A 24,510-nucleotide genomic window follows, 5' to 3' on the forward strand; every position below is an offset into this window, starting at 1 on the left:
GATACAAAATAAAAATTGATAATTTTGATATATGCTCTGTTTCAAAAGTTTAAATAATTTATGGATAATTCACTAATCATAAATGTAATAAAATTAAAAAATGAAGATTGATTTAAATAACAAAAAATTCAAGACTCAATCTAATACAAATAATGGAGAAGTATCAGATGAAACCATTTTCAGATATAGCCAAAATGAAAATATCATTTGGGCTAATTATGATGGTGGACAAATTATAAAGGGAAATTTGATAGGGAAATTGGTTAATGATCATCTCGAATTTGTGTATCAACATATAAATAAAGAATATGAGTTAATGACTGGAAAGTGTAAATCATACCCAGAATATATTGAAGATGGAAAAATAAAATTGAACGAATTTTGGCAATGGACTTGTAAAGATTGTAGTTCTGGAGAATCTACTATAATCGAAATTTAATATAAAAGTACTCATTATATATACTCTCCCAAATAAAGAATCATATAACATTTGAAGTTTTTCAGCAATTAATAGAAGTGCTTAAAAACGAAAATTACTAAATTATATCATAAATCATTCTCTATATACTTCTTAAAGAAGCAAAAAATGGATAGGTACCAGGAAACATTTAAAACTTGGGATAAAATAGCTCAAATTTATGAAGATAAGTTTATGGGTTTGGATTTGTATAATGACACCTATGACATATTCTGTAATTTAATCTCTAAGAATAATCCCTACATTCTTGAAATCGGTTGTGGCCCAGGGAACATAACCCAATATCTTCTCGCCAAAAATCCTAATTTTAGGATAACAGCCATAGATAATTCGGAGAATATGATTAAACTGGCTAGAAAAAACAATCCCACCGCCGAAGTACTGGTGATGGATAGTCGGGAAATACATACTATCCCTAATAAATTTGATGCTATTATTTGCGGATTTTGTATCCCCTACTTATCACAATCAGATTGTTTAAAAATGATAATAGATTGCAATAAATTGCTCAATGATTCCGGAATACTTTATATAAGTTTTGTTGCTGGAAACCAAGACGACTCGGGATATCTATCAGGAAGTAGTGGAGATAGGGTATATTTTTACTATCATGAGCTAAAAAGTATTGAAAAAAGTCTAATGATTACATCTTTCAAAATAAAAGAATCACTTCAAAAAAAGTATAAAAAAGCAGATGATATCGAAGAAATTCATACCATACTTATTGCAGAAAAAATAAACGAATAACAGTATAGAATACTAGTACATATAAAATTAGATGGAAATAAAAATTTCAGAAACAAAGAATATAGAACTAGAACAAATAATTGATTTATATAAAGCTAATGAATGGAGCTCGGCAGATAAACCTAAAGAATTACATAGTGCATTACTGAATTCTCATTCATTAGTTTCTGCCTGGAATGGAGATCACCTGATTGGATTGGGTAATGCAATATCTGATGGGTATTTAGTCGTGTATTATCCCCATTTACTTATTTATCCTGATTATCAGGGAAAAGGTATTGGAAAAATGATAGTGGATAAAATGCAGGAAAAATATAGCCATTTTCATATGCAAATGTTAACTGCAGATGGCAAAGCAATTGATTTTTATCAAAAAGTCGGATTCGTTAGAGCTGGTGAAACCGAACCCATGTGGATTTATAAAGGCAACGAGCATTAACTAATTTATTTCTCAAGCTATTTTTCTTTTCTTTGTAATTATGCCAGATCAACAACACGTTTTACATACCTTAAAAGAATATTTTGGGTATGATAGCTTTCGCCCATTACAACAGGATATTATTAACTCTGTTTTTTCAGGAAATGATAATCTTGTTATTATGCCCACAGGAGGTGGTAAATCAATATGTTACCAGCTACCTGCTTTATTGTTACCTGGAGTAACTCTGGTTATTTCTCCTTTAATTGCTTTAATGAAAGATCAAGTTGATGGTTTATTGGCAAATGGTATCAAAGCAGCTTTTATCAATAGTAGCCAAACTGAAACCGAGCAACAGGAAATTTATCAAAAACTATCAGATAAAGAAATCAAGTTACTATACATCGCTCCAGAGAGTTTATCGTTTTTAGAAGTAATATTCTCACAAATAGAAATTAGTTTAATCGCAATAGATGAAGCTCATTGTATTTCTGCCTGGGGTCATGATTTTAGGCCAGCATATACACAACTGGGATATCTCAAAAACAGGTTTCCTAAAACACCGGTTATTGCACTAACCGCTACAGCAGATAAAGCGACACGCCAAGATATTTGTGATCAGTTAAACATTTCGAATGCCAAACAACATCTTGCGTCTTTTGATCGTAAAAATCTTAGCTTAGAAGTACGTCCAGGAAACAAAAGAATTGAGCAAATCACTGATTTCCTTAAAGATAAACCTAATGATAGTGGGATTATCTACTGCTTAAGTAGAAAAACTACTGAAATGCTATCTGAAAAATTGCAAAATCAGGGATTTAATGCAGAAGCATATCATGCAGGAATCGATCATCAAAAACGATCTTCTGTTCAGGAAGGTTTTATTAATGATACCGTTCAGATTGTTTGTGCTACCATCGCTTTTGGTATGGGTATCGATAAATCTAATGTGCGTTGGGTAATTCATTACAATTTGCCAAAAAATATCGAAGGGTATTATCAGGAAATCGGACGTGCCGGTCGGGATAGTTTACCATCTTCTACTCTACTCTTTCATAGCTATGCAGATGTAGTACAATTACAAAAGTTTGCTAACATGTCTGGTAATCAAGAAGTACAATTAGCTAAACTGGATCGCATGAAGCAATATGCTGATTCTCTGAGTTGTCGACGTAAAATTTTACTTAGCTATTTCGGAGAATTAATCGAAGAAGATTGCGGTAATTGCGATGTATGTAAGAACCCTCCAACTTTTATCGATGGGACTATTATTGCTCAAAAAGCATTATCTACAGTAACCCGAATCAAAGAACAAGAGCCTATTGGTACTGTGATTGATATATTACGAGGCGCACAAAATGCAGCAGTATATGATAAAGAATATCAAAACTTAAAAACGTATGGTATTGGTGGTGATATGGCATGGAGAGATTGGCAACAATACATCATTCAACTAATCAATCAAGGATATCTGGAGATTGCTTTTCATCAGAACAACAAAATAAAACTCACTTCGCTTTCGCAAAAAGTACTATTTGAAGGAGAAAAAGTGAGTCTTGCACATTTGCAAGAGTTTGAAAAAGCAAAACAAGCAAATGTTATAAAACAAGTGGATCAAGGAGCGGCACCTAATCTATTTGAGAAACTACGTCAGCTACGACTAGAATTAGCAAAAGAAGCTGGTATTCCTGCTTATCAGATTTTTAGTGATGCGACCCTAAAAGAAATGGAGAAGTTTCGTCCAATGAGTGATGAAGAATTTATGCAGATTAATGGGGTTGGACGACAAAAAATGCAAAACTACGGATACCAATTTATTAAAGCTATTATTGATTTTTCTGCCGAAAAAACAAAAAAGAAAAAAAAGAAAAGTACTAAAAAAGGGAATACACATTTAGAAACTTTAGCCTTGTACCAGCAAGGGCTCTCTATAGAAGAAATAGCGCTGCAACGCCGACTGGCACAATCTACCATCTTCTCACATATCATGAAACTATATGAAAATGGTGAAAATATTGATTTAAAGCAATTTGTAAATAAAGAAGACCTTAATACCGTAAAAAAGGCTAAAAAGGAATTGGACAATCCAGAAACCTTAAAACCATATTTTGAACATTTTGAAGGAGCTATAGATTACAATACTATTAAATTGGTATTAACAATTTTGGAAGAAGAAAACTCAGAATCCTAGTAGTATTATTCTATAGATTTAATAGTATTATGAAATAAATCTGCTAATCGTATTTCTAAATAGTGAATTACTTCTTTTTGAGAAGTTTTATTTTTGTACATCTCGAATGTCTCTGCAATATTGCGATCTTTTAATATCTTAAAATCATCTGTAGAATTTTGAAAATCTTTTAATTTCAAATTCCAATCCAAGAGTGTTTTTAATAGTTCTTTATGAGATGTATATTTTTTTTCTAAAACAGCTAATCTTTCTACATCTACAGAATCTTTAACGGTACTGCTATTTATTTTCCCATATACAGTATTGTATTCTTCTTCTATAGAACGATCAAGTTGTTTTGCTTCTATTACTAATTTCAAATAAGCATCGTACAATCTTTCATTATAAAACTCTATAAATTTCAAATGATTGTCAATTTGTGCAAGGTAATCAATCGCTATATCCTTATACACTTTACCACCAATATCTTCTCTGCTTATTAGCTTTTCTTCTAATATTTCTAGTGTAGCTTCTTGCTGTTGTATCAGCCTGTCAAAACCTTCTCTTTTGGGGAGTGTTATTATTTGATTCGTAATTTCTTCTGGTAGCCCAATAAAATGATACCTTCTATATTTAATTTCAATAGAATCACTTTCTATTTCTCTCTTTATTTTTTTATTTTTTTCTTTTGGCTTTTTCCCAGGAGGTTTTTCTTTCTTTACCGTTATAGAATCTTCTTTTTTTGAGATATCTGGCTTTATTTTAACTTTATGTACTCCTGTGATTATATAATCATCATTAAGTATATACCTTAAGAAGGTATCATCATTTGTTTTTTCTGCATAATTATTTGTTAGCCGAACACCACGAACATATTTATCGTCTAAAAGTTTATCATCATTACTACAAGATAGAAAAATAGTATAGACTAAAATTAGTATGTAAAAGCCCCTTTTCAAAAGTACTGAGTTTGTGTTATTACTTTTTATAGTCTACCATATAATCATTACAACAAATGAAGCTTTGTAATGTATCATAATTAAGACCTATGAAATAGCTAAATTAAAATATTAACAATATAGAGTAACCTCTATTACAAGATTTTGGAGCGTTAATAAAACTTATTTTTTTAAGAATCAACCTTATAGTAACTACAATTTTATGAATTAATTGTGTTTTACTATCCAAAAATCACATATCACATTTTTCACAATATTTTTAAAACTAAAAGCAAAAATAATACGACTAATCGTAGGAAGGAGAAATGATAACCTCGAATTTTTCATACCCCGAACTATAATCAAACCCTGTATGTAGTTCATGCACAGGAACACTTGAGGGATAAAATGTAATTGGTTCTATACAAACCATATTTGTCACTTCACTCCATAGCATTATATGTTTGAAACCATTTGTTTTTAAATTAACAGCAAGGCTACCATTATTTGTGAAAGATATCTCCCTACAATCTTTTAATAAGAAGGCAGAGGCTCCAGCTTCTAAAATAGCATCTAAAGAAATATTCTGACCTGCAGTTTTCATTATGATATTCTGGCTATAAATTTTAAATGCCGGATGAAAACCTAACATCAATGGCATATCCTTTTCTGATTTTATCTCAAAGATAATTTTTAAAGCCTCATTCGATAATTCAAAAGTTTTTATAAACTCAAAATCATATGGCCAATTAAGCCATTGTTGCGAGGATTTATTAGGATATTTATGATTAGACAATTGCGTATTCGCAGCGTATTTTTTATGAAAGGAAGCACTACTCTTCTCAATTCTTACAGGAAGATAATCCATAACTCTTAAAATCCCGTGCTGATCCAGTTTTGCGTCTCCTTTTGGAGTTTGCACAGAAAACTGATTTTCTTTAGTCGAACCAATCGTAGGAAACATTTCGATTTCTGTGTTTCCCCATCCTGCATCTCCTTTTTGATGCATTACTTCTATACTATCTACCTGATAACTTATTAATTCACCATGATCAATTGTAGCTATAGTTTTTTTATCAGGACTATACAACCTTGTCTTATCTGGCATATACTAGTAGGCTTTTATTTTCTTTCTAAAATATTTTTTATCGCTATCAGAAACCAAAGTGTCCATAAGGGCTTTTTTTGCAAGCTCTAGATGTGTGTTTTCATCATAATGAAATAGCAATGTATTTAATTCGGCAACGGATATTCCATCATCGTTTTCTTTTATTAATTGTAACTTATCACCAACAGAAACAGGTCCCGGGTCGATTATTCTTACATACACTCCAGAAAGTAACGAATCTATCATCTGTTTTAATATTGCATGATTGCCAAAACGAATACCTAGTTTGTAGCAAGGTTGTCTTGGGCGTGAAATCTGTATTGTAGCTTCTCCAAGTTTATAAACAGATCCAATTTTTATGTTTTTTTCATCAAATCCTTCTACCGTAATATTCTCACCAAACATTCCATAATTCCATTCTAAATCAGGATATTTTGTTTTCCAATAGGGATAATGATCTGCCGAATATAAATAACAAGCTTTGTCAACTCCACCATGATATCTTCTATCTATAACATGATCATTTCGAACATCTTCTTTCTCTAAATATATAGGATCTTCTACCGGAAGTTTATAGATCCCTGTTTTTTCTTCTCTTCCTTTCCAATGTATACTGCGAGGAGTTGCAATATTAGTAGATAAAACTTTCATGATTTATGTTTTAAATTCAACCGAGTTTAATATTAATCCAGAACCGGGAACTATATGTTCTAATACAATTTCTTCTGCCTTAGGATCAAGAGTTTTCCTGATAAAATCAAGGCTTATTTTTCCTTTTCCTAAATCCAATAATACTCCCATCATTAAGCGAATTTGGTTTCTTTTAAACCCTTCACCTTTTACTCGTAAAAGATAGCTTTCTTTTGGAAAAAAACTAGCAGTATACACTTCATTTTTTTTAATTTCACAATGTGTTATTTCGCCTTCCAAAATTGTATTTTCCGTGGGTCTGTGACAATACGATCTAAAATTATGTTTTCCTACAAATAGCATAGCCGCTTCTTGCATTAGATTTATATTAAGTTCTTCTGTGATATTGTACATAAACGGAGCACAAAAAGGATGAAATTTCTCTCCAAAGGAGAATAAATATAAATATTCTTTGCTCTTCGGAGATTGAATAATATTAAACTGCTCGTTAGTTTCTTCAATGCCTAAAGCCTTAATATCCTGGGGAAGATTTTGATTAAATAAAGGATAAAAAACTTCGATATCCAAAGGTTGGTGATCTACAAATAACTCAATATAGGTTTGATTAACCGATACCTTAGCATCCGTTCTTCCTGTTGCCAGAACTTTAAAATCTTTATGTTCCAGAACATAAGCGATTGTTCGCTCTACCATTCGCTGAAGAGTATTTACTGTAGGTTGTTTCTGCCAACCATGATATCTAAAACCAAGGTATTGCAACTGAATGATATAATAATAACGTTTACGGAACATTGAATATAGTATTAAAAAGTGTCCGAATATAGATAAATTATGCATTTCAACGATAATTGATCGATTTTTAATCCTAAAATTATGTGAACACCATTCTATTATTTGTTATATTTGGGTAAAGCTAATTAATAATTTAAAATCAACTTAGTTATGGTGAAGTCAAAATATCAAAGTGTTCTGGATTTAGGACAAGAATTAAAAATCCAGGACGGTGATGTATCTGAAGAAAATGGAACTCTTAAGATAAAAGGTACTGCAAATACGCAGTATGAAAAAAATCAACTTTGGGATAAAATAAAAGAAATAGGTGGTAGTTCTCCTTCTGATATTATGGCGGATATCAAAGTTGCTGATACTTCTGTATATCATAGACATACAGTAAAAAGTGGTGAATCATTAAGCAAAATTGCGAAGCATTATTATGGTGATGCAATGAAATACAAGGCTATTTTTGAAGCAAATACAAATATTCTTAAAAACCCTGACGTAATTCACCCAGATCAGGAACTTGTTATTCCTAATTTATAATATCATATATTTAAAAATAAAAAAAAGACCACATAATATAGTGGTCTTTTTTTTATTCCAATATATAGCTTACCTACCTCTTTTGAGAATTCTCCTTTCAAAAAACAAACTTTTCTAAGTTTTGTATATCAAAAGTCATTTATGAAATCAAATTTATCATAAAAACCTCCCTTAAAACCGTTGTTCAATTACGCAAAAACCACAAATAATAACAAAATATTAACAAATCTTCAAACATTTAGTAAAAAATTAGATAATATTTCTACTTTTGCCGCCTAACTCAAACTCAACTTATATGAAAACGCGATTATTTTTATTCGTGAGCTTATTCATTGTAGGCCACGTATTCGCACAAGGTAATAACCCTTGGCAAAGAACTAATTCTTCAAAAAGTCTTAATGTTATAAAGACAAAGACAGATTTACCATCAAGCACTCTTTTTGATCTTAATATTGAAGTTCTGAAAAAAGCACTTCAGGATTCTCAATTGCGAGGAAAATCATCAAATGGTTCTACTGTTATTATGCAGTTTCCAAATGAGCAAGGTAAAATGGAATCTTTTAGAATAGTAGAGGCTCCTGTAATGCATCCTGATCTTGCTGTCAAATATCCTGAAATTAAATCGTATGCTGGTCAGGGAATCGATGATCCAACAGCTACAATCAGATTTAGTGTTGCTCCTTCTGGATTACAAAGTATGCGTCTATCTGGTAATTCTAAAACTGTATTTATAGAGCCCTATACAACAAGTGGTTCTGTATATACTATTTATTCTAGGGATCAGAGATCAGGTACAATCGATAGATTGAATTGTTCTGTTAATGAGAATACTCCTAATTTTTCTAATAGTGGTGCAATCAATCAAAAAAATGCCGATGATGGTGTTTTAAGGACTTATAGATTAGCTGTTTCTACTACTGGAGAATACACTCAATTTCATGGTGGTACTAAGGCAGGTGCAATGGCTGCTATCAATACTACTATGACTCGTGTAAACGGAATATACGAAACCGATTTTGGAGTTACAATGGTACTTATTGCTAATAACGATGCTGTTGTTTATACAAATGCAAGTTCTGATCCTTATACAGGAAGTTATAACAGTCAACTACAATCTACACTAACCAGTGTAATTGGAGAAGCTAATTATGATATTGGTCATGTATTTGTTCTTGCTCCAAAAAATGGTAATGCCGGATGTATCGGATGTGTATGTGTAGATGGAAAAAAAGGAAGTGGTTTTTCTTCAAGAAATACGCCTCAGGGAGATATTTATGATGTAGATTATGTAGCACACGAAATGGGACATCAATTTGGCGGAAATCATACGTATACATTCCGTAGTGAAGGAACAAACGTACAAATGGAACCAGGAAGTGGTACTACTATAATGGGGTATGCAGGAATTACTGGTGCTACAGATGTACAACAGAATAGTGATCCTTATTTTCATGCAGCAACAATCCAGCAGATTACAAATTATGTAAAATCAACAAGCTGTCAAACCAATACAAATACAGGTAATGCTGTTCCTACTGCAAATGCAGGAGCTGATTATACCGTTCCAAAAGGAACTGCATTTGTATTAACAGGTCAGGGTACTGATGCTAATAGTGGAGATGCACTTACTTACTGCTGGGAACAAATGGATAATCGTGTAGGAACATATCCTGGACCAACTGTAACTTCTGGTGTTGCCTTCAGGTCTTATACTCCTACTGCATCTAATCAAAGATATTTTCCAAGATTAGAAACTATTAAAACTGGTGCTACCTCATGGAAATGGGAAGCTGTACCAGATGTAACGAGAGCCTTAAATTTTAGATTAACGGTTAGAGACAATAAAGCTGGCGGTGGTGCAAATAATAGTGATAACATGAAAGTTAATGTTACTGCTTCTGCAGGGCCTTTTGTTGTTAATGCTCCTAATACTAATGTTAGCTGGTCTGCAGGTTCTACGCAAACCGTAACCTGGAATGTTGCTGGTACAACTGGAAATGGAATTAATGCTGCCAATGTCGATATTTTATTATCTACAGATGGAGGAAATACCTATCCAACGGTTATCGCCACTGCAGTACCTAACGATGGTTCTCATAGCATAACAGTTCCAAATTCTCAGGGAACACAAAACAGAATCATGGTAAAAGGGTCAGGAAATATATTCTTTGATATTTCTAATGCCAACTTTGAAATTACCGGAGGAACCGGAGGAGACACGCAGGCACCTACAATTCCTGCAAGTTTAGCTACCTCTAATGCAACACAAACTACTATTGATCTATCTTGGAGTGCTTCTACAGATAATGTTGGAGTAACTGGATACGATGTATATCAAGGTAGTACAGTTATAGGGACAGCTACAACCACAACTTATCAAGCTACTGGATTATCTGCTAATACATCATATTCTTTTAGAGTAAAAGCTAAAGATGCAGCAGGAAATCAATCTGGTTTTAGTAATACAGCAACAGCAACTACCCTACCGGGAAATACTGGTGGAGGATGTACAGGAGAGATTTCTTCTTTCCCATATGCTGAAGGATTCGAAAATACGCTTGGAGCATGGTCTCAAGCTACTGGTGATGATATTAACTGGACTATAGATTCTAATGGAACTCCATCAAATAATACCGGACCATCTAGTGCTGCAGAAGGCACATATTATGTATATACAGAAGCTTCTGGAAATGGTGCAGGATTCCCTAACAAAAGAGCAATATTAAACTCTCCTTGTTTTGATCTTAGTGCTGCATCTCAAGCAACATTTACTTTTCAATATCATATGTATGGTACTAGTATAGGAACATTAACACTAGAAGCAAGTACAGATAATGGATCTAACTGGACCTCTTTATGGACTAAATCTGGTAATCAAGGTAACTCTTGGAAATCAGCTAGCGTAGATTTAGCATCATATACTGGAGCTACAGTTAAATTAAGATTTAATGGAATTACCAGTACATCTTGGAGTGGTGATATCACTTTTGACGATGTTAAACTAACTACAGGAACAGTTAATCCTTCTTGTACAGATGTAAACTTGTCTATTACATTTGATAACTACCCAGAAGAAACAAGCTGGCAAATTACTAATAGTAGTAATCAAGTTGTAGCCTCTGGAGGAACATATGGTTCTCAGGCAGATGGTTCTACACTAACTCTTACAGAGTGTTTGGCTGCTGGTTCTTATACATTTACAATAAGTGATGTATATGGTGATGGGATTTGCTGCCAATATGGTAATGGATCTTACTCACTAACAGCAGATAGTACAACACTAGCATCTGGTGGTTCTTTTGGTAGTTCAGAAAATACTACATTTACTGTAGGTGGTACTGCTAGAGGTGTAATTGTAGACAGTTTTAATACTACAAAAGCTTCTCAGGTTTCTATAACACCAAACCCAGTAATAAGTGGTGCTAATACAATCCTTAGAGTTACTTCTCCCACTGATAATATTTCAGTTACCATTTTTGATCTATTTGGAAGAAGTGTATACAAAAATGACAATGTAAGTAATAAATCATTTAATCCTGGAAATCTTGCCAATGGAGCATATTTGGTTAAGCTTAAAACTGATCACAAAACATCAGTTCATAAACTAATTATGAACTAGTTATGAATTAATTTTAGTAATCAAAGCATGAATAAAAAGCCATTAAAAAATATTTTTTAATGGCTTTTTTTCCATTTTAAGTAAGTTAAACGGTAAAAAACATGCATTTCATCGAAAAAACGACGATATGAGTACTATAAAACCTTGTCTTTCTACGGTTTTACCGTACTTTCGCTTTCCGAATCGATAGAATATTCATATGAAAAAATTATTACTTTTAGTTTTCTTATTTATTTCATTACAAAATTATGCACAATCTTTATCCAAAACCAGGATTATATATGAGCATAAAGATCAAATAGTTATGAATAATGGAAAACGATATAAAATTCTGGTTAATAAACCATTTTATTCAGTTTCTGACACTACGATAAAAAAATATAAACAATATGCTAATCACCATCTTTTGCGATTAAATCGTGTTCTTATTCTTAGTAATGATGAGGAGTATATAGAATTAATCGAATGGGTAAAAGAAGACATGAAATTATATGAATCTCGTGAGCTTTCTGATTTTAATCTAAAAGAAAACAATATTTCAGATTCTCTTGTTGCTCCAAAAAATTAATTTCTTACTATATCAGTTTAAATTAGGTGTAGTATTTACCCAAAAATTATTTTATTCATCAAAATATATGCAAGTATTCGTCAATCATATTGAATGTTTTTCCTTGTAAACAAAGAGATTAATTCATAAAACACTAATTAACAAACATGTAGCAAACCAAGAGTTATACCTGTTTTTATTCGTGTTATTTTACAATAATTAGATTCTTATTATATACACCAGCCATGTTATCACAAATAAAGTTTATGTCGTTTTTCTTTGATTTCTTACTTTAAAGCCGTAAATTAATTACGTAAAAACAATAAAATCAATGAGTTATGATAAAAATTTTATTTTTATTTTTTTTATTCTTCTCATTTAGTAACTACGCTCAATGTCTTTCTAAAGTACAATTAATCTTTGAAGACACAGATCTAATAGTTATGAATAATGGCGAGCAATATAAAATATCAACAATCAAACCTTTCTATAGGGTTAATGATCCTTCAATTCCTAAGTATATTTCGGCAAAAAATCAGGTATTAAGAATTAACCGTGTTTTATTACTTAAAAATAACGAGGATTATAGAAGGTTAGTAGAATGGACAGAAAGAGGTTACAAATATTATGAATACCGAGATGTAACTAATAATATAGCAGCAACAAAAAAAATTTCTGTTGAAATTATCAAAAGGAAAAAACTTAAAAACTAACTTTTAGTATCGTATTTTTTGCTAATTCCATAATCTGTTCAAACTGCTCTTTTAGGGTAAGGTTAGAATTATCAATCTTGATAGCATCTTCTGCTTTCTTAAGAGGAGAATCTTTTCTTGTACTATCTATATGATCTCTATTAACAACATTTTTTAGAACATCTTCATAGGTAACATTTTCTCCTCTTTCTCTAAGTTCCAGAAATCTACGTTCTGCACGATCTTTTGCAGTAGCAGTCATAAATAGTTTAAGTTCGGCATTTGGAAAAACAACAGTTCCTATATCTCTTCCATCCATGACAATCCCTTTATCCATTCCCATTTTTTGCTGTTGCTCTACTAATTTTTTACGAACACTAGAAATAGCAGCAATTTTACTCACATATCTAGAAACGGTAAGCGTCCTGATTTCTCTTTCCACATTTTCTCCATTAAGCAAGATTTCTGCCAGGCCAGTTTCTGGATTTATCTTAAACCTAAGATCTATTGCAGAAAGATCTTTTTCTAATGCTTCATGATCAAAATGAAGTTCATCAATAATTTTTTTTCTCATAGCATATAAGGAAACTGCCCGATACATTGCCCCCGTATCTACATAAATATATCCTAATGCTTTGGCCAATTGTTTTGCGACAGTACTTTTTCCTGTAGAAGAATGTCCATCTATAGCTATTATTATCTTATTGTCTTCCAATTTCTGAGAAATGCAATTTGTATTAAAAACCAAAAATAAACCAAACTATTTGGAAAATACAGGTTATATAAAAAAAGTTATTATAAATGAAATAATTACATCTAATAAACTACTTACCAAAATATAGAGATTACCGCACTATAACAAAGGCGTCCAATCATTTAACGTTACAAGAAATGATGCTAAAACTTGTATAGAAACACAATAATTACGTTTTATCGAAGTTATCTACCTTTAGACCCCTACTGCATGAATATAAGCTACTTTATTACACCTTAAATCAACACACATTAACCTAAGTACACACAAATCATGGGCTTTTTTGATTTTTTAAACGAAAAAATAGCAATAGATCTTGGCACCTCAAATACGCTTATTACCTATAAAGGAAAAATAGCAGTAAACAACTCTTCTATTATATCAATTCATCAAATTACCGGAAAAATTATTGCAGTAGGTAAAGAAGCAGGTATGATGCGTGGCAAAATTAACAAGAATATAAAAACAATATCTCCATTTAATAATGGTGTTATTTCTAATTTTGATGCAGCAGAGAAAATGCTAAAGACATTTATCAAAAAGTTATCAGTTTTTAATACTTCAGCTTTTGCAACTTCTTACAATATGATTATTGCTATCCCTTGCGGAAGTACCGAAGTTGAAATGCGAGCGGTACAAGAATCTGCAAAACGACTCAATGCAAAAAATATATTTCTAATACCAGAACCTATTGCAGCTGCAATAGGTGGTGGGATAGATGTTCTAGAACCTAAAGGAAATATGGTTGTAGATATAGGTGGAGGAACTACAGAAATTGCTGTAATCTCTTTGGGGAGAATAATTAGTGGCCAATCTGTAAAAATTGCCGGAAATGTTTTTAATGAGGATATTACTCAATATGTGAGAGAATCTCGAAATCTACATATAGGAGAGTCTATGGCAGAGAAAATAAAAATAAAAATTGGTTCTTCAATCGATACCTTAGCATCACCTCCAGAAAAAATGATGGTAGAAGGAAGAGATATTCTTACCGGGAAACCTAAACAAATACAATTATCATATAAAGAGATTAAAAAAAGTTTAGATAAGTCTATTATACAAATAGAAAATGCAATTATGGAAACACTTTCTGAAATTCCTCCAGAACTCTCTGCTGATATCTATAATTCTGGTATTTATTTAACAGGTGGTGGATCAATGCTAAGAGGGCTTGATGATCGATTATCTATAGCTACAGAACTTCCTGTACACCTAGGAGATCAACCTCTAGAAACTGTTGTAAAAGGAAGCGACATTGTTTTAAAAAACCTGGAATTATATAAAGATGTCTTGATTAAAAAGAGAAGATCATAAAACAAAAGACAGCGTTTAAAATCGCTGCCTTTTGTTTTTTTATCATGTTAAATTATATTCTTATAATTTCTTTGCATTCTTAACCTTGGTACTGGTAATGGCTAGTTTTAATACATCTTCCATATCCTTAACATAATGAAATTTAAGCCCTTTTAAATATTCTGATTTAATTTCATTAATATCTCTTCTGTTATCTTCGCAAAGTAATATCTCTTTTATATGTGCTCTTTTTGCAGCAAGGATTTTTTCTTTAATTCCACCAACAGGTAATACTTTTCCTCGTAATGTAATCTCTCCTGTCATGGCAAGACTTTTCTTAACCTTACGTTGTGTAAATAAAGAAACCAGAGATGTTAGCATTGTAACTCCTGCGCTAGGGCCATCTTTTGGGGTAGCTCCTTCGGGTACATGTATATGTACATTATAGGTTTCAAAAATATCTGGATTAATCCCTAATTCTGCAGCATTGGCCTTTATATATTCCATAGCAATGGTAGCAGATTCTTTCATCACTTTCCCTAAGTTCCCGGTAATAGTCAGACTACCTTTTCCTTTTGACAGAATAGATTCTATAAATAGAATATCTCCACCTACGCTTGTCCATGCAAGTCCTGTTACTACACCTGCGACATCATTATTTTCATACTTATCACGTTCTAACTTTGGTGCTCCAAGAACTTCAATGATATCTTCATTACTAATTTTTACATTGTACTCCTCTTCCATTGCTATATTCTTCGCAGCATAACGTACCATTTTAGCAATTTGTTTTTCTAGACCACGTACTCCGGATTCTCTGGTGTATCCTTCAACTATTTTTTCTAGTTGCGCCTTTCCCATTTTAATATGAGACTTATTCAATCCGTGTTCTTCTAACTGTTTTGGCAACAAATGTTGTTTGGCAATCTCAATTTTCTCTTCAATTGTATATCCGGTTACATTAATAATTTCCATACGATCTCTAAGCGCAGGCTGAATTGTTCCCAGGCTGTTAGAAGTAGCAATAAACATTACTTTAGAGAGATCAAATCCCATCTCAAGGAAATTATCATGAAATTCAGAATTCTGCTCAGGGTCTAAAACTTCTAATAAAGCAGATGATGGATCACCTTGATTACCTACTGATAATTTATCAATTTCGTCTAATACAAATACGGGATTACTGGTTCCTGCTTTTTTGAGACTTTGTATAATTCTACCCGGCATTGCTCCTATATACGTCTTTCGATGTCCTCTTATTTCTGCTTCATCACGCAATCCACCTAATGATATCCTTACATATTCTCTTCCCAGAGCTTCTGCTATAGATTTTCCCAATGAAGTTTTACCTACTCCAGGAGGGCCATATAGACATAATATCGGAGATTTCATATCATTACGCAGTTTTAATACTGCGAGGTATTCTATAATTCGACGTTTTACTTCATCTAAACCATAATGATCTCTATCCAAAATCTTCATAGCTCGTTTTAGATCAAACTTATCCGTACTAAATTCATTCCAGGGTAAATCTAGAAACAGGTCTAAATAATTACGTTGTATAGAATATTCTGCAACTTGAGGGTTCATACGTTGCATTTTGGACAACTCTTTATCAAAATGGTTTTTTACTTTTTCGTCCCATTTCTTATCCTTGCTACGCACACGCATTTCTTCGATTTCATCTTCATGCGAGACACCACCAAGTTCTTCTTGAATGGTTTTCATTTGTTGATGTAAGAAATACTCTCGCTGTTGCTGGCTCATGTCATGCTGAACCTTACTCTGAATGACATTTTTAAGTTCCAGTTTCTGAAACTCTACATTCATATATTTTAATGTAGCTAAAGCTCTTTTCTTAAGGTCATTGATCTCTAGCAATTTCTGTTTCTCCTCTACAGGAAGATTTAAATTAGAAGACACAAAATTGATAAGAAAAGAATTACTTTCTATATTTTTAATAGCAAATGAAGCTTCAGAAGGTATCGTCGGACTTTCCTTTATGATTTCTAAAGCCAAATCTTTAATCGAATCGATTATAGCACTAAATTCTTTATTCTCTTTTGCAGGTCTTGCCTCAGGAACTTCTTTAACCTTAGCTTTAATATAGGGTTCTTCTTCTACAACTTCATCTATATGAAATCGTTTTTTTCCTTGTAGTATTACCGTAGTGTTACCGTCAGGCATTTTTAAAACTCTTAAAATACGAGCTACTACACCTACTCTATTAATATCTTTTAAAGATGGATTTTCTATACCTTCTTCTTTCTGAGAAACTACCCCTATTGTTTTATTACCATTATTAGCTTCATTAAGAAGTTTAATAGATTTATCTCTTCCTGCAGTAATCGGAATAACAACTCCAGGAAATAGTACAGTATTTCTTAAAGGTAATATTGGTAATATTTCGGGTAAATCTTCTTTGTCTATTTCTTCTTCATCTTCTGGCGTCATTAAAGGAATTAATTCTGCATCTTCATCTATCCCCTGAAATGACAAACTGTCAAGTGTCGTAAATTTGGTTTTAGCCATAAGTATATATCAAAGTCATTTTGTCATCACGACAAAACAACATTTTTTTTTAGAATTTAATGAAATTGATTAAAAACCTTATAAAGCCCATTAAAACATGGTCTTTATTATAGATTCATTATTTACATTTCAATTGTTATGCCACAAGTTTTAAAAAAAAAATTAAAAAACTGTAACAAAGCAATGCAATATATATCTTTATGTTAAAGTAAATTATATTTTTTGTCACTAACCCAACTAAATACAGAGCAATTAATTGCGAAATGTCGCGAGCAAGATCAAAATGCGCAGCTCGAAACATACAATCGTTATTATAAGGCAATGTACAATACAGCATTGAGAATCATAAAGGACACAGCAGAAGCTGAAGATATTATGCAAGAAGCCTTTTTAACAGCTTTTACAAAACTATCAATGCTAGAAGATAATAATATGTTTGGGGCCTGGTTAAAAAGGATTGTTATTAATGCCAGTTTAACCGCAACACGTAAAAAAGATGTTCATCGTGAGGTAGCCCTAGAAACTGTTGAGTATGCTCTTACAGATAGCAACGGAATTGTAGAAGAAGATCTTGCTTCTGTAAAAGTAAATACAGTACTAAATACACTAACTCAACTTAAAGACAGCTATAGTACAGCATTATCATTACACCTTATAGAAGGTTACGATTATGAAGAAATCTGTCAGATTATGAATATATCATATTCTAATTGTCGTACGCTTATTTCGCGCGCAAAAGAAAGCTTACGAAAAAAATTACAATTTGTATGAATACCGATAAAATAGAAAAGTTATTTAAACGTATGCAAAATCAATTAGACATACACGAACCTTCTGCTAATCACCAAGTACGGTTTTTAGAAAAGTTGCAGCAACAAAACAAAGTTGTACAGCTGCAACCTAAAAAGGTAAATTGGTATAAACCGCTTGCAATAGCCGCTTCGATTGCTATAGTATTTGGGATGGCAGCAATGACTTTTATGTTTAATCCAAAAGAAGAAGTAGATCTGGCAAATGTTTCTCCTCAAATGAAAGAAACTCAAAGCTTTTTTACCTCTGCTATTCAATTGCAACTCGAAGAAATCGATAAAGTTTCTTCTATAGAAACCAAAGAATTGGTTTTGGATGCAATGAATCAATTAGAAAAACTGGAATCTGATTATGAAACACTTAAAAAAGATCTTTTTCATAGTGGAAACGATAAACGTGTAATTAGCGCTATGATTAAGAACTTTCAGAAACGTGCAAATTTATTAGACGAGGTACTTCAAAAAATTAACAGCATTAACGAATTTAAATTATCAGAAAATGAAAACTTTATACTATAATATAATCCTCTTATTGATGATTCCTGCCCTGGCATTGGCCAATAATGGAGATCTGAAAGGAAAATATACTAAAGAAAAAACACTAAAAAAGGACTTCTCGGTTAACGCAGATGCCTTATTAAAAATCAGTAACGATTATGGTAACCTGGACATTACTTCCTGGAACGAAAATCGAATCGTCATGGAAATCACTATCAAAGTAAGTGGAAATAGTGAAGAAAAAGTGATCAAAAAACTTGAATCTATTGATGTTGAGTTTGATTCTTCTTCTCAAATGGTTAGCGCCAAAACTACTTTTAATAAAAATAATAGTTCCTGGTGGGATAAATGGACTAGCGGATGGAATAACAATATGAATATGAAAATCAATTATACTGTAAAAGTTCCTATAACCAATAGTGTAGATTTTAATAATGATTACGGAAGCATTACTCTGGATAAAATAAAAGGTAGCGCTAAAATAAACTGTGATTACGGTCAAATTATTATTGGAGAGTTACTAGGTGATAACAATTATATCAACATAGATTATACTAACAACAGTACTATCTCTTATATGAAAAATGGAAAAATCAATGCAGACTATTCTGATTTTGAAGTTGGCAATGGTGATAGTATTGATCTTAATGCAGATTATACACAATCAAAGTTTAAATCTATAAAAAACCTGAACTACAACTGTGATTATGGTGGAATTCGAATAGAAAATGGAGGTAAAATAATAGGGTTTTCAGATTATGTTAACACAAAATTCGGAAGTATTTCTGAAGAACTAAGTATTAATTCTGATTATGGATCTATCGAAGTGCGTTCATTACAACCAACTTTCAAAAATGTAACAATTAAAACAGATTATACCAGCGTTAATATTGGGTACGAAGATGGATGTACTTTTGATTTTGCAATCAAGACATCGTATGGTGGTATTAAACTAGATGAAAGTATAAACGTACAAAAGAAATACGTTAAGGATTCTAAAAAAGATTATCAAGGATATAGTGGCCAAGCTAATAGTGGGAAAGCAATTAATATTACCTCTAGCTATGGTGGAATCAAATTAAGAAAAAACTAAACAAACAAAACACTAATACATCAATAAAATGAGAACAGCAGCATTTATTATAGGACTTACATTATGTAGTATAACTTCTTTGCAAGCACAATGGTGGGGAAATGGAAAAAAAATTAGCGGTAATGGTAATTCTGTTACCAAAAATAGAACTACATCAGATTATGATCAGGTAAAAGTAAAAGGAAGCCTTGATGTATCCTTAATATCGGGTACAGAAGGAAAAATCACAATCAAGGGAGAAAGCAACCTTATTGATTATATAGAAACTAAGGTCGAAGGAGATGCTCTAAAAGTTTATGTAAAAAAAGGATATTACCTAAAACCTTCTATAGGAAAAAAACTAATTATTACAGTTCCTTTTAAAGATCTAACTCAAGTTACACTCTCAGGGTCAGGGGATGTATATAGCTCTGACCCAATTAAGGCCTCTGATTTTAAAACTGGAGTATCTGGGTCTGGTGATGTTAAACTTGTTGTAGATGCAGAAAACATATGGGGGCAAGTATCTGGGTCTGGTGATCTGGCTTTAAAAGGAAGTACAGGCACTTTTAATGGAAATGTATCTGGATCTGGTGATCTTTCTGCATATGAGTTAAATGCAAAGAATGTAACAGCTACTGTATCTGGATCTGGCGATATCGAAGTAAGAGCTACTACCTATTTAAAGGCTCGTGTATCTGGATCTGGTGATATATTCTATAAAGGAGATCCGCAAAAAGAAGATAAAAAAGTATCTGGATCAGGAGATATTACAAAAAGATAGCATTAAGATAACTATCAAATAAAGTAAACTGTTTAAGAATAGAGCTTCTTAAACAGTTTTTTTATGTATAATAAATCTCTATTTTTACATTTTACTTGTTATAAAGCATTAATAATGTTATTATGATAGGTGTATTTTATTTTACGTTCACCCCAAAACAAAAATCAAATTGCGGTTCTTATCAAAAAAAGATATTCCTTTTAAAGAAATTGTACCCGATGGCTACATTGATATTCATTCACATTTGCTTCCGGGTATTGATGATGGTGTTAAGACAATTTATCAATCAGGCTATATTCTGGAACAATTTGAAAATTTTGGTTTTAAAAAAGCAATTACTACTCCTCATATAATGCAAGATATATGGCCAAATTCTTCGCAGGCTATAACTAGTAATTTAGAAAAACTTAAAAATGTTCTTCCTCCTCTTGGGATAACAAAAATAGAACTACAGGCAAGTGCAGAATATATGATGGACGATTTGTTTTATGAACGTATAAAAAACAATGACATTTTACCATTACACAAAAATTATATCCTGGTCGAAATGTCTACTTTTGCCCCTCCTATTAACCTAAGCGAAATCCTATTCGAAATTAAATTAGCCGGATACATCCCTATTTTGGCACATCCGGAACGGTATTCTTTTTATCAAGATGATCTAAAAAAATATGATGAACTAAAAGAATCCGGTTTTCTATTTCAGGTTAACCTATTATCAATATCAGGATATTATGGTGAACAAATAAAATCCTTTGCCAAAAAACTGATAGATCAAGAGTATATCGACTTCACCGGTACAGATGTACATAACTATCATCAATTAGAAGTTCTTGAAAAAGGATTTGATTATAAAGTCGCTAAAAAGATTACTTCGTTAATGAAAAACAATATCGAGTTTTCTTAATTCTTTTTACCATAACCGTATCCATAGTTATAACCAGTTTTATTACCAGCAGCATTAAGTAAAACTGCAATATTTGGCAAACGTTTTTCTCTATAGAAATTTTCTGGAACCTGTAATACTCTTTTATCAGAATAATTTTCTCTTACGATATAAATACTTAAATCAGCATGCTTCGCTATTAAAAGAGTATCGGTTACAAGGCTAACAGGAGCAGTATCCACAATAATATAGTCATAATGCTCTTCTAGGTACTTAAACATTACATTCACTCTTTCCTGCATTAGAAGCTCTGCTGGGTTGGGTGGTATTGCTCCAGATGGTATAATATCAAATGAATCTTCTTTCTTATATGTATATATAATATCTTCTGGAGTTAACTCATCATTCATTATAAAATTAGTAAGTCCTTTAGAATCTTTCCCATTAGGCAACTCAAAAAACTTATGAAATTTAGGGTCTCTTAAATCTGTACCTAAAAAAGCGACTTTCTTTCCTGAAATAGCTAAAGTTTTAGTCAAATTTGAAGAGATTAAAGTCTTTCCTTCTCCAGAAATAGTAGACGTAACAAAAATAACTTTCCCTTTAGCTTTATTAATCCCTGCCATTAGGAAGTCTAAATTAGTTCTTAAGATCCTAAATGCTTCTGCTATTCCTGATCTATCATTTTGCGAAATCATGATTTTATTTTTAGATTTCACCTTTGGTATAGATCCAATAATTGGCATAGAAAGTACTTTTTCAAGATCTTCTCTTGAACTTACTTTTACATTCAATAAATCTGAAGTATAAATAATAAGAAAAGGTAATATCAAACCAAGAAAGAAAGCTCCTGCATATATTGTTTTCTTATTTGGAGATACTGGATATGACCCCAATGTAGACGCTTTATCTATTACTCTGGCATTAGAAAGAGTAATATGGCTTTTTATCTCTGCTTCTTCTCTTTTTTGAAGTAGGTAAAGATACAATTGTTCTTTTATAGTCTGCTCCCGCTCAATAGCTCTAATATCTTTCTGGCGTGTAGGCGCACTATATATCTGACCTCCAAAATATTGATTTTGAGTATTTAAGCTTCGTAATTGACCATTAAGTGAGTTTTTCAAGCTATTTAAACTTCCTATCAAAACTTGTCTTAATCCACCAATTTGTTGATCTATATTTACAACAACAGGATTCCTTATACTCGAAGTTTTTAATAAGCGCTGTCTCTGAAGAATTAACCCATTATATCTTGATATTGTTGTAGCAACTGTTGGATCACTAAATCCAGAATTAGATTGTGGCACAAGATCAAACTTACCCTCTTGGCTAAGTACAAACTTTCGCATCGATTCTATAAAATAAAGCTGTGTATTTAATCGTGCTATTTCTTGAGAGTTTTTTGTGTCTAAATCAGAGAATTGCTGGGCTTGAACTGCCACATCACTACTAGTCAATCCTCTACTAGATTGATAAGTTGCCGCTTGATCGTCTACTTGAGTCAAATCTCCTGAAATAAGCTCTAAACGATCATTTATAAAATCTGCGGTCCTTGCAGAAGCCAGTTTTTTATTTTCTATGGTTGCCTTGTTGTATTCTTCTACAAGGTCGTTAATAATATCTTTTGCTTTTTCCTTTACCGGGTCATTTAAAGATAACCTAACAATTGATGAGCCTTTACCTGGTATAATAGACAACCTGTTTCTATACGATTCTGCAACAAATTTTACTGGTGTTATTATAATTTTTATGATCTTACCACTATTAGCATCCATAGTATCCACACTTGGTGTGATAATAATATCTCCAACACTAGTACTAATTGTTTTTCCAAAGGAGTGATCGCTTAGTTTTTGATCTTTTTCATCTAAAAAAGAAAACGTGGTACCAGAATCAATTCGTACATGAAAGACCTTTGATTTTTTATGTACTATAGAATCATCTGATAAAAAATTGATTTCAATAAGTGATTTTGGATAGTTCTCTACTTCCAAAATTCTTCCTTCACTAAAATATCGAACATTGAGTTTTAGATTATTAACGACATTAGTTAATAATGTTCTTGATTTAATAATCTGAATCTCATTCTCAATTTTATTCTGTCCATCATCTAATATCCCAAGATCTTTAAATGCCGACAACTCAGATTCACTCATACTTTCATCCTGAGAAATCGCGATGGTAGAAGAAACATTGTACTGAGGGATTGTATATCTTACTTTAACATACGCTAAAGCAACAAAAACAAAAACACTTAGTACAAACCAATACCAATGTCTAAGGTATTTTATAATCTGATCCCTAAGATTAAAACTAAATCCAGAAGACGAATCAAAATTAGTGCTCTTTGTAGGAGTATTATCGGTATTAGAAATCATATGTTTATTATCTTATGACCAGAGTAACTACAGATAAGACAACACCAACTATACTGATAATTATACCAAGGGTGTTGTTACGTGTTTTGGATTCTTTTATTCTTGAGTCATTTGGCTCAACATAAAGAACATCGTTTTGTGCTAAATAGTATACAGGAGATTCAAAAATTGATTTAGAAGTAAGGTCAACACGATGATATGTATTTACTCCTTCATTTTCTCTAATGATTATTACATTTTCTCTTCTTCCTTTAATCGTCATATCTCCTGCCAAACCAAGAGCTTCTATTATAGTAACTCTTTCATTAGGAATTGTATAAGACCCTGGTTTTGAAACTTCTCCCATAACAGTAATTTTAAAGTTTTTTAACCTTACACTTACTATAGGATCATTAATATATATTTTTAGTTTTTCTTTAATCACTTTTTTAGCTTCAATTCGAGTTAAGCCAGCAATCTTTAGCTCCCCTAAAACAGGAAAATCAATATTTCCCTCTTCATTTATCAAGTAAGTAGGTTCTCCTGTCCCTGCAGAACTGGTATCTCCTCCACTACTTTCTCCTAATGAAGAAGAGCCTTGCATTAAATTAAATGGTCTTACCGCATCCATATCTGCTGCTGAAACCATTATCCCAACGATATCATCAACTTTAAAAACAGAAGTAAAAGAATTTGTTGAAGAAATCTTCTCCAAATTTGCAGAATTTTGAAAATAAACCACATTCTCGGGTACTTTACAGGAAAAAACTGATATTAATACCGTAAATAATAACAAAAATCTACATCGCATATTTTAATACTTTATAAGTAAGCCTT

22 protein-coding genes are annotated in these 24,510 nt (G+C 32.0%); 14 read left to right on the top strand and 8 right to left on the bottom strand.

Annotated features, from left to right (window positions below; translation table 11 throughout):
* The first annotated feature begins 100 nt into the window (after window positions 1-100).
* The 4 genes from DG435_RS03360 (at window position 101) to recQ (ending at window position 3,834) form a co-directional block, all read left to right on the top strand.
* The gene (locus DG435_RS03360) at window positions 101-439 is read left to right on the top strand and encodes a n-acetylglutamate synthase (RefSeq protein WP_106793735.1); all 339 of its coding nucleotides are present in this window, start codon (window positions 101-103) and stop codon (window positions 437-439) included.
* Between the two features lie 147 nt (window positions 440-586).
* On the top strand, window positions 587-1,225 hold the full coding sequence (locus DG435_RS03365) for a trans-aconitate 2-methyltransferase (RefSeq protein WP_106793734.1): 639 nt from the start codon (window positions 587-589) through the stop codon (window positions 1,223-1,225).
* 31 nt (window positions 1,226-1,256) lie between these two features.
* Window positions 1,257-1,664 carry a GNAT family N-acetyltransferase gene (locus tag DG435_RS03370; RefSeq protein WP_106793733.1) on the top strand — a complete coding sequence of 136 codons (408 nt, stop codon included), beginning with the start codon at window positions 1,257-1,259 and terminating at the stop codon, window positions 1,662-1,664.
* Window positions 1,665-1,704: 40 nt separating this feature from the next.
* A complete protein-coding gene (gene recQ, locus DG435_RS03375) occupies window positions 1,705-3,834 on the top strand; it encodes a DNA helicase RecQ (RefSeq protein ID WP_106793732.1) in 2,130 nt (709 codons plus the stop codon).
* Between the two features lie 5 nt (window positions 3,835-3,839).
* Here the strand turns inward: recQ and DG435_RS03380 are convergent, their stop codons facing one another.
* The 4 genes from DG435_RS03380 to DG435_RS03395 form a co-directional block, all read right to left on the bottom strand.
* Window positions 3,840-4,772, bottom strand: a complete 933-nt coding sequence (locus DG435_RS03380; protein WP_106793731.1) for a hypothetical protein — start codon at window positions 4,770-4,772, stop codon at window positions 3,840-3,842.
* Between the two features lie 286 nt (window positions 4,773-5,058).
* On the bottom strand, window positions 5,059-5,859 hold the full coding sequence (locus DG435_RS03385) for an aldose epimerase (RefSeq protein ID WP_106793730.1): 801 nt from the start codon (window positions 5,857-5,859) through the stop codon (window positions 5,059-5,061).
* Between the two features lie 3 nt (window positions 5,860-5,862).
* The gene (locus DG435_RS03390) at window positions 5,863-6,510 is read right to left on the bottom strand and encodes an MOSC domain-containing protein (protein WP_106793729.1); all 648 of its coding nucleotides are present in this window, start codon (window positions 6,508-6,510) and stop codon (window positions 5,863-5,865) included.
* A gap of 3 nt (window positions 6,511-6,513) precedes the next feature.
* Complete coding sequence (locus tag DG435_RS03395; RefSeq protein WP_106793728.1) at window positions 6,514-7,302, bottom strand: tRNA pseudouridine(38-40) synthase TruA; 789 nt, start codon at window positions 7,300-7,302, stop codon at window positions 6,514-6,516.
* Window positions 7,303-7,452: 150 nt separating this feature from the next.
* Here DG435_RS03395 and DG435_RS03400 point away from each other — a divergent pair, with 150 nt between their 5' ends.
* From DG435_RS03400 to DG435_RS03415, 4 genes are all read left to right on the top strand, one after another.
* Window positions 7,453-7,830 (top strand): LysM peptidoglycan-binding domain-containing protein, encoded by a 378-nt coding sequence (locus DG435_RS03400; RefSeq protein WP_024769190.1) that lies wholly within the window; start codon window positions 7,453-7,455, stop codon window positions 7,828-7,830.
* 295 nt (window positions 7,831-8,125) lie between these two features.
* Window positions 8,126-11,449: a reprolysin-like metallopeptidase gene (locus DG435_RS03405; protein ID WP_106793727.1), complete on the top strand. Its 3,324-nt coding sequence runs from the start codon at window positions 8,126-8,128 to the stop codon at window positions 11,447-11,449.
* Between the two features lie 199 nt (window positions 11,450-11,648).
* Window positions 11,649-12,017 carry a hypothetical protein gene (locus DG435_RS03410; protein WP_106793726.1) on the top strand — a complete coding sequence of 123 codons (369 nt, stop codon included), beginning with the start codon at window positions 11,649-11,651 and terminating at the stop codon, window positions 12,015-12,017.
* Between the two features lie 317 nt (window positions 12,018-12,334).
* Window positions 12,335-12,709, top strand: coding sequence for a hypothetical protein (locus tag DG435_RS03415; protein WP_159025662.1), 375 nt, complete (start codon window positions 12,335-12,337; stop codon window positions 12,707-12,709).
* Here DG435_RS03415 and cmk read toward each other — a convergent pair.
* Window positions 12,699-13,403: a (d)CMP kinase gene (cmk, locus tag DG435_RS03420; RefSeq protein WP_106793724.1), complete on the bottom strand. Its 705-nt coding sequence runs from the start codon at window positions 13,401-13,403 to the stop codon at window positions 12,699-12,701. The genes DG435_RS03415 and cmk overlap by 11 nt on opposite strands.
* A gap of 312 nt (window positions 13,404-13,715) precedes the next feature.
* Between cmk and DG435_RS03425 the strand changes: the two genes are divergently transcribed.
* Window positions 13,716-14,756 carry a rod shape-determining protein gene (locus DG435_RS03425; protein ID WP_106793723.1) on the top strand — a complete coding sequence of 347 codons (1,041 nt, stop codon included), beginning with the start codon at window positions 13,716-13,718 and terminating at the stop codon, window positions 14,754-14,756.
* Between the two features lie 60 nt (window positions 14,757-14,816).
* Here DG435_RS03425 and lon read toward each other — a convergent pair whose 3' ends face one another.
* On the bottom strand, window positions 14,817-17,267 hold the full coding sequence (lon, locus tag DG435_RS03430) for an endopeptidase La (RefSeq protein ID WP_106793722.1): 2,451 nt from the start codon (window positions 17,265-17,267) through the stop codon (window positions 14,817-14,819).
* Between the two features lie 222 nt (window positions 17,268-17,489).
* On the opposite strand from lon, the gene DG435_RS03435 reads away from it, so the two are divergent.
* The 5 genes from DG435_RS03435 (at window position 17,490) to DG435_RS03455 (ending at window position 21,337) form a co-directional block, all read left to right on the top strand.
* Window positions 17,490-18,038, top strand: coding sequence for an RNA polymerase sigma factor (locus DG435_RS03435; RefSeq protein ID WP_074406498.1), 549 nt, complete (start codon window positions 17,490-17,492; stop codon window positions 18,036-18,038).
* Window positions 18,035-18,595, top strand: coding sequence for a hypothetical protein (locus DG435_RS03440; RefSeq protein WP_106793721.1), 561 nt, complete (start codon window positions 18,035-18,037; stop codon window positions 18,593-18,595). Before DG435_RS03435 ends, DG435_RS03440 begins: the two co-directional genes overlap by 4 nt.
* On the top strand, window positions 18,576-19,667 hold the full coding sequence (locus DG435_RS03445) for a hypothetical protein (RefSeq protein ID WP_106793720.1): 1,092 nt from the start codon (window positions 18,576-18,578) through the stop codon (window positions 19,665-19,667). The genes DG435_RS03440 and DG435_RS03445 overlap by 20 nt, the downstream gene beginning before the upstream one ends.
* Window positions 19,668-19,695: 28 nt before the next feature.
* Window positions 19,696-20,430, top strand: a complete 735-nt coding sequence (locus DG435_RS03450) for a head GIN domain-containing protein (protein ID WP_106793719.1) — start codon at window positions 19,696-19,698, stop codon at window positions 20,428-20,430.
* A 169-nt stretch (window positions 20,431-20,599) separates the two neighbouring features.
* On the top strand, window positions 20,600-21,337 hold the full coding sequence (locus DG435_RS03455) for a tyrosine-protein phosphatase (RefSeq protein WP_106793718.1): 738 nt from the start codon (window positions 20,600-20,602) through the stop codon (window positions 21,335-21,337).
* On the opposite strand, the gene DG435_RS03460 is transcribed toward DG435_RS03455, so the two are convergent.
* A complete protein-coding gene (locus DG435_RS03460; RefSeq protein WP_106793717.1) occupies window positions 21,334-23,694 on the bottom strand; it encodes a tyrosine-protein kinase family protein in 2,361 nt (786 codons plus the stop codon). The two genes, DG435_RS03455 and DG435_RS03460, sit on opposite strands and share 4 nt — an antisense overlap.
* 7 nt (window positions 23,695-23,701) lie before the next feature.
* Window positions 23,702-24,388 (bottom strand): polysaccharide biosynthesis/export family protein, encoded by a 687-nt coding sequence (locus tag DG435_RS03465; RefSeq protein WP_234387141.1) that lies wholly within the window; start codon window positions 24,386-24,388, stop codon window positions 23,702-23,704.
* Window positions 24,389-24,510 lie beyond the last annotated feature (122 nt).

The sequence above is a fragment of the Aquimarina sp. Aq78 genome, from assembly GCF_900299525.1.
Lineage (GTDB): Bacteria > Bacteroidota > Bacteroidia > Flavobacteriales > Flavobacteriaceae > Aquimarina.

Bases quoted from the DNA above. Each gene is read 5' to 3' on its own strand.
- DG435_RS03415 (WP_159025662.1), top strand. From the start codon at position 12,335: ATGATAAAAATTTTATTTTTATTTTTTTTATTCTTCTCATTTAGTAAC.
- DG435_RS03440 (WP_106793721.1), top strand. From the start codon at position 18,035: ATGAATACCGATAAAATAGAAAAGTTATTTAAACGTATGCAAAATCAA.
- recQ (WP_106793732.1), top strand. From the start codon at position 1,705: ATGCCAGATCAACAACACGTTTTACATACCTTAAAAGAATATTTTGGG.
- DG435_RS03370 (WP_106793733.1), top strand. From the start codon at position 1,257: ATGGAAATAAAAATTTCAGAAACAAAGAATATAGAACTAGAACAAATA.
- DG435_RS03395 (WP_106793728.1), bottom strand. From the start codon at position 7,302: ATGTTCCGTAAACGTTATTATTATATCATTCAGTTGCAATACCTTGGT.
- DG435_RS03450 (WP_106793719.1), top strand. From the start codon at position 19,696: ATGAGAACAGCAGCATTTATTATAGGACTTACATTATGTAGTATAACT.
- DG435_RS03405 (WP_106793727.1), top strand. From the start codon at position 8,126: ATGAAAACGCGATTATTTTTATTCGTGAGCTTATTCATTGTAGGCCAC.
- DG435_RS03400 (WP_024769190.1), top strand. From the start codon at position 7,453: ATGGTGAAGTCAAAATATCAAAGTGTTCTGGATTTAGGACAAGAATTA.
- DG435_RS03365 (WP_106793734.1), top strand. From the start codon at position 587: ATGGATAGGTACCAGGAAACATTTAAAACTTGGGATAAAATAGCTCAA.
- lon (WP_106793722.1), bottom strand. From the start codon at position 17,267: ATGGCTAAAACCAAATTTACGACACTTGACAGTTTGTCATTTCAGGGG.
- DG435_RS03390 (WP_106793729.1), bottom strand. From the start codon at position 6,510: ATGAAAGTTTTATCTACTAATATTGCAACTCCTCGCAGTATACATTGG.
- DG435_RS03460 (WP_106793717.1), bottom strand. From the start codon at position 23,694: ATGATTTCTAATACCGATAATACTCCTACAAAGAGCACTAATTTTGAT.
- DG435_RS03425 (WP_106793723.1), top strand. From the start codon at position 13,716: ATGGGCTTTTTTGATTTTTTAAACGAAAAAATAGCAATAGATCTTGGC.
- DG435_RS03385 (WP_106793730.1), bottom strand. From the start codon at position 5,859: ATGCCAGATAAGACAAGGTTGTATAGTCCTGATAAAAAAACTATAGCT.
- DG435_RS03360 (WP_106793735.1), top strand. From the start codon at position 101: ATGAAGATTGATTTAAATAACAAAAAATTCAAGACTCAATCTAATACA.
- DG435_RS03445 (WP_106793720.1), top strand. From the start codon at position 18,576: ATGAAAACTTTATACTATAATATAATCCTCTTATTGATGATTCCTGCC.
- DG435_RS03410 (WP_106793726.1), top strand. From the start codon at position 11,649: ATGAAAAAATTATTACTTTTAGTTTTCTTATTTATTTCATTACAAAAT.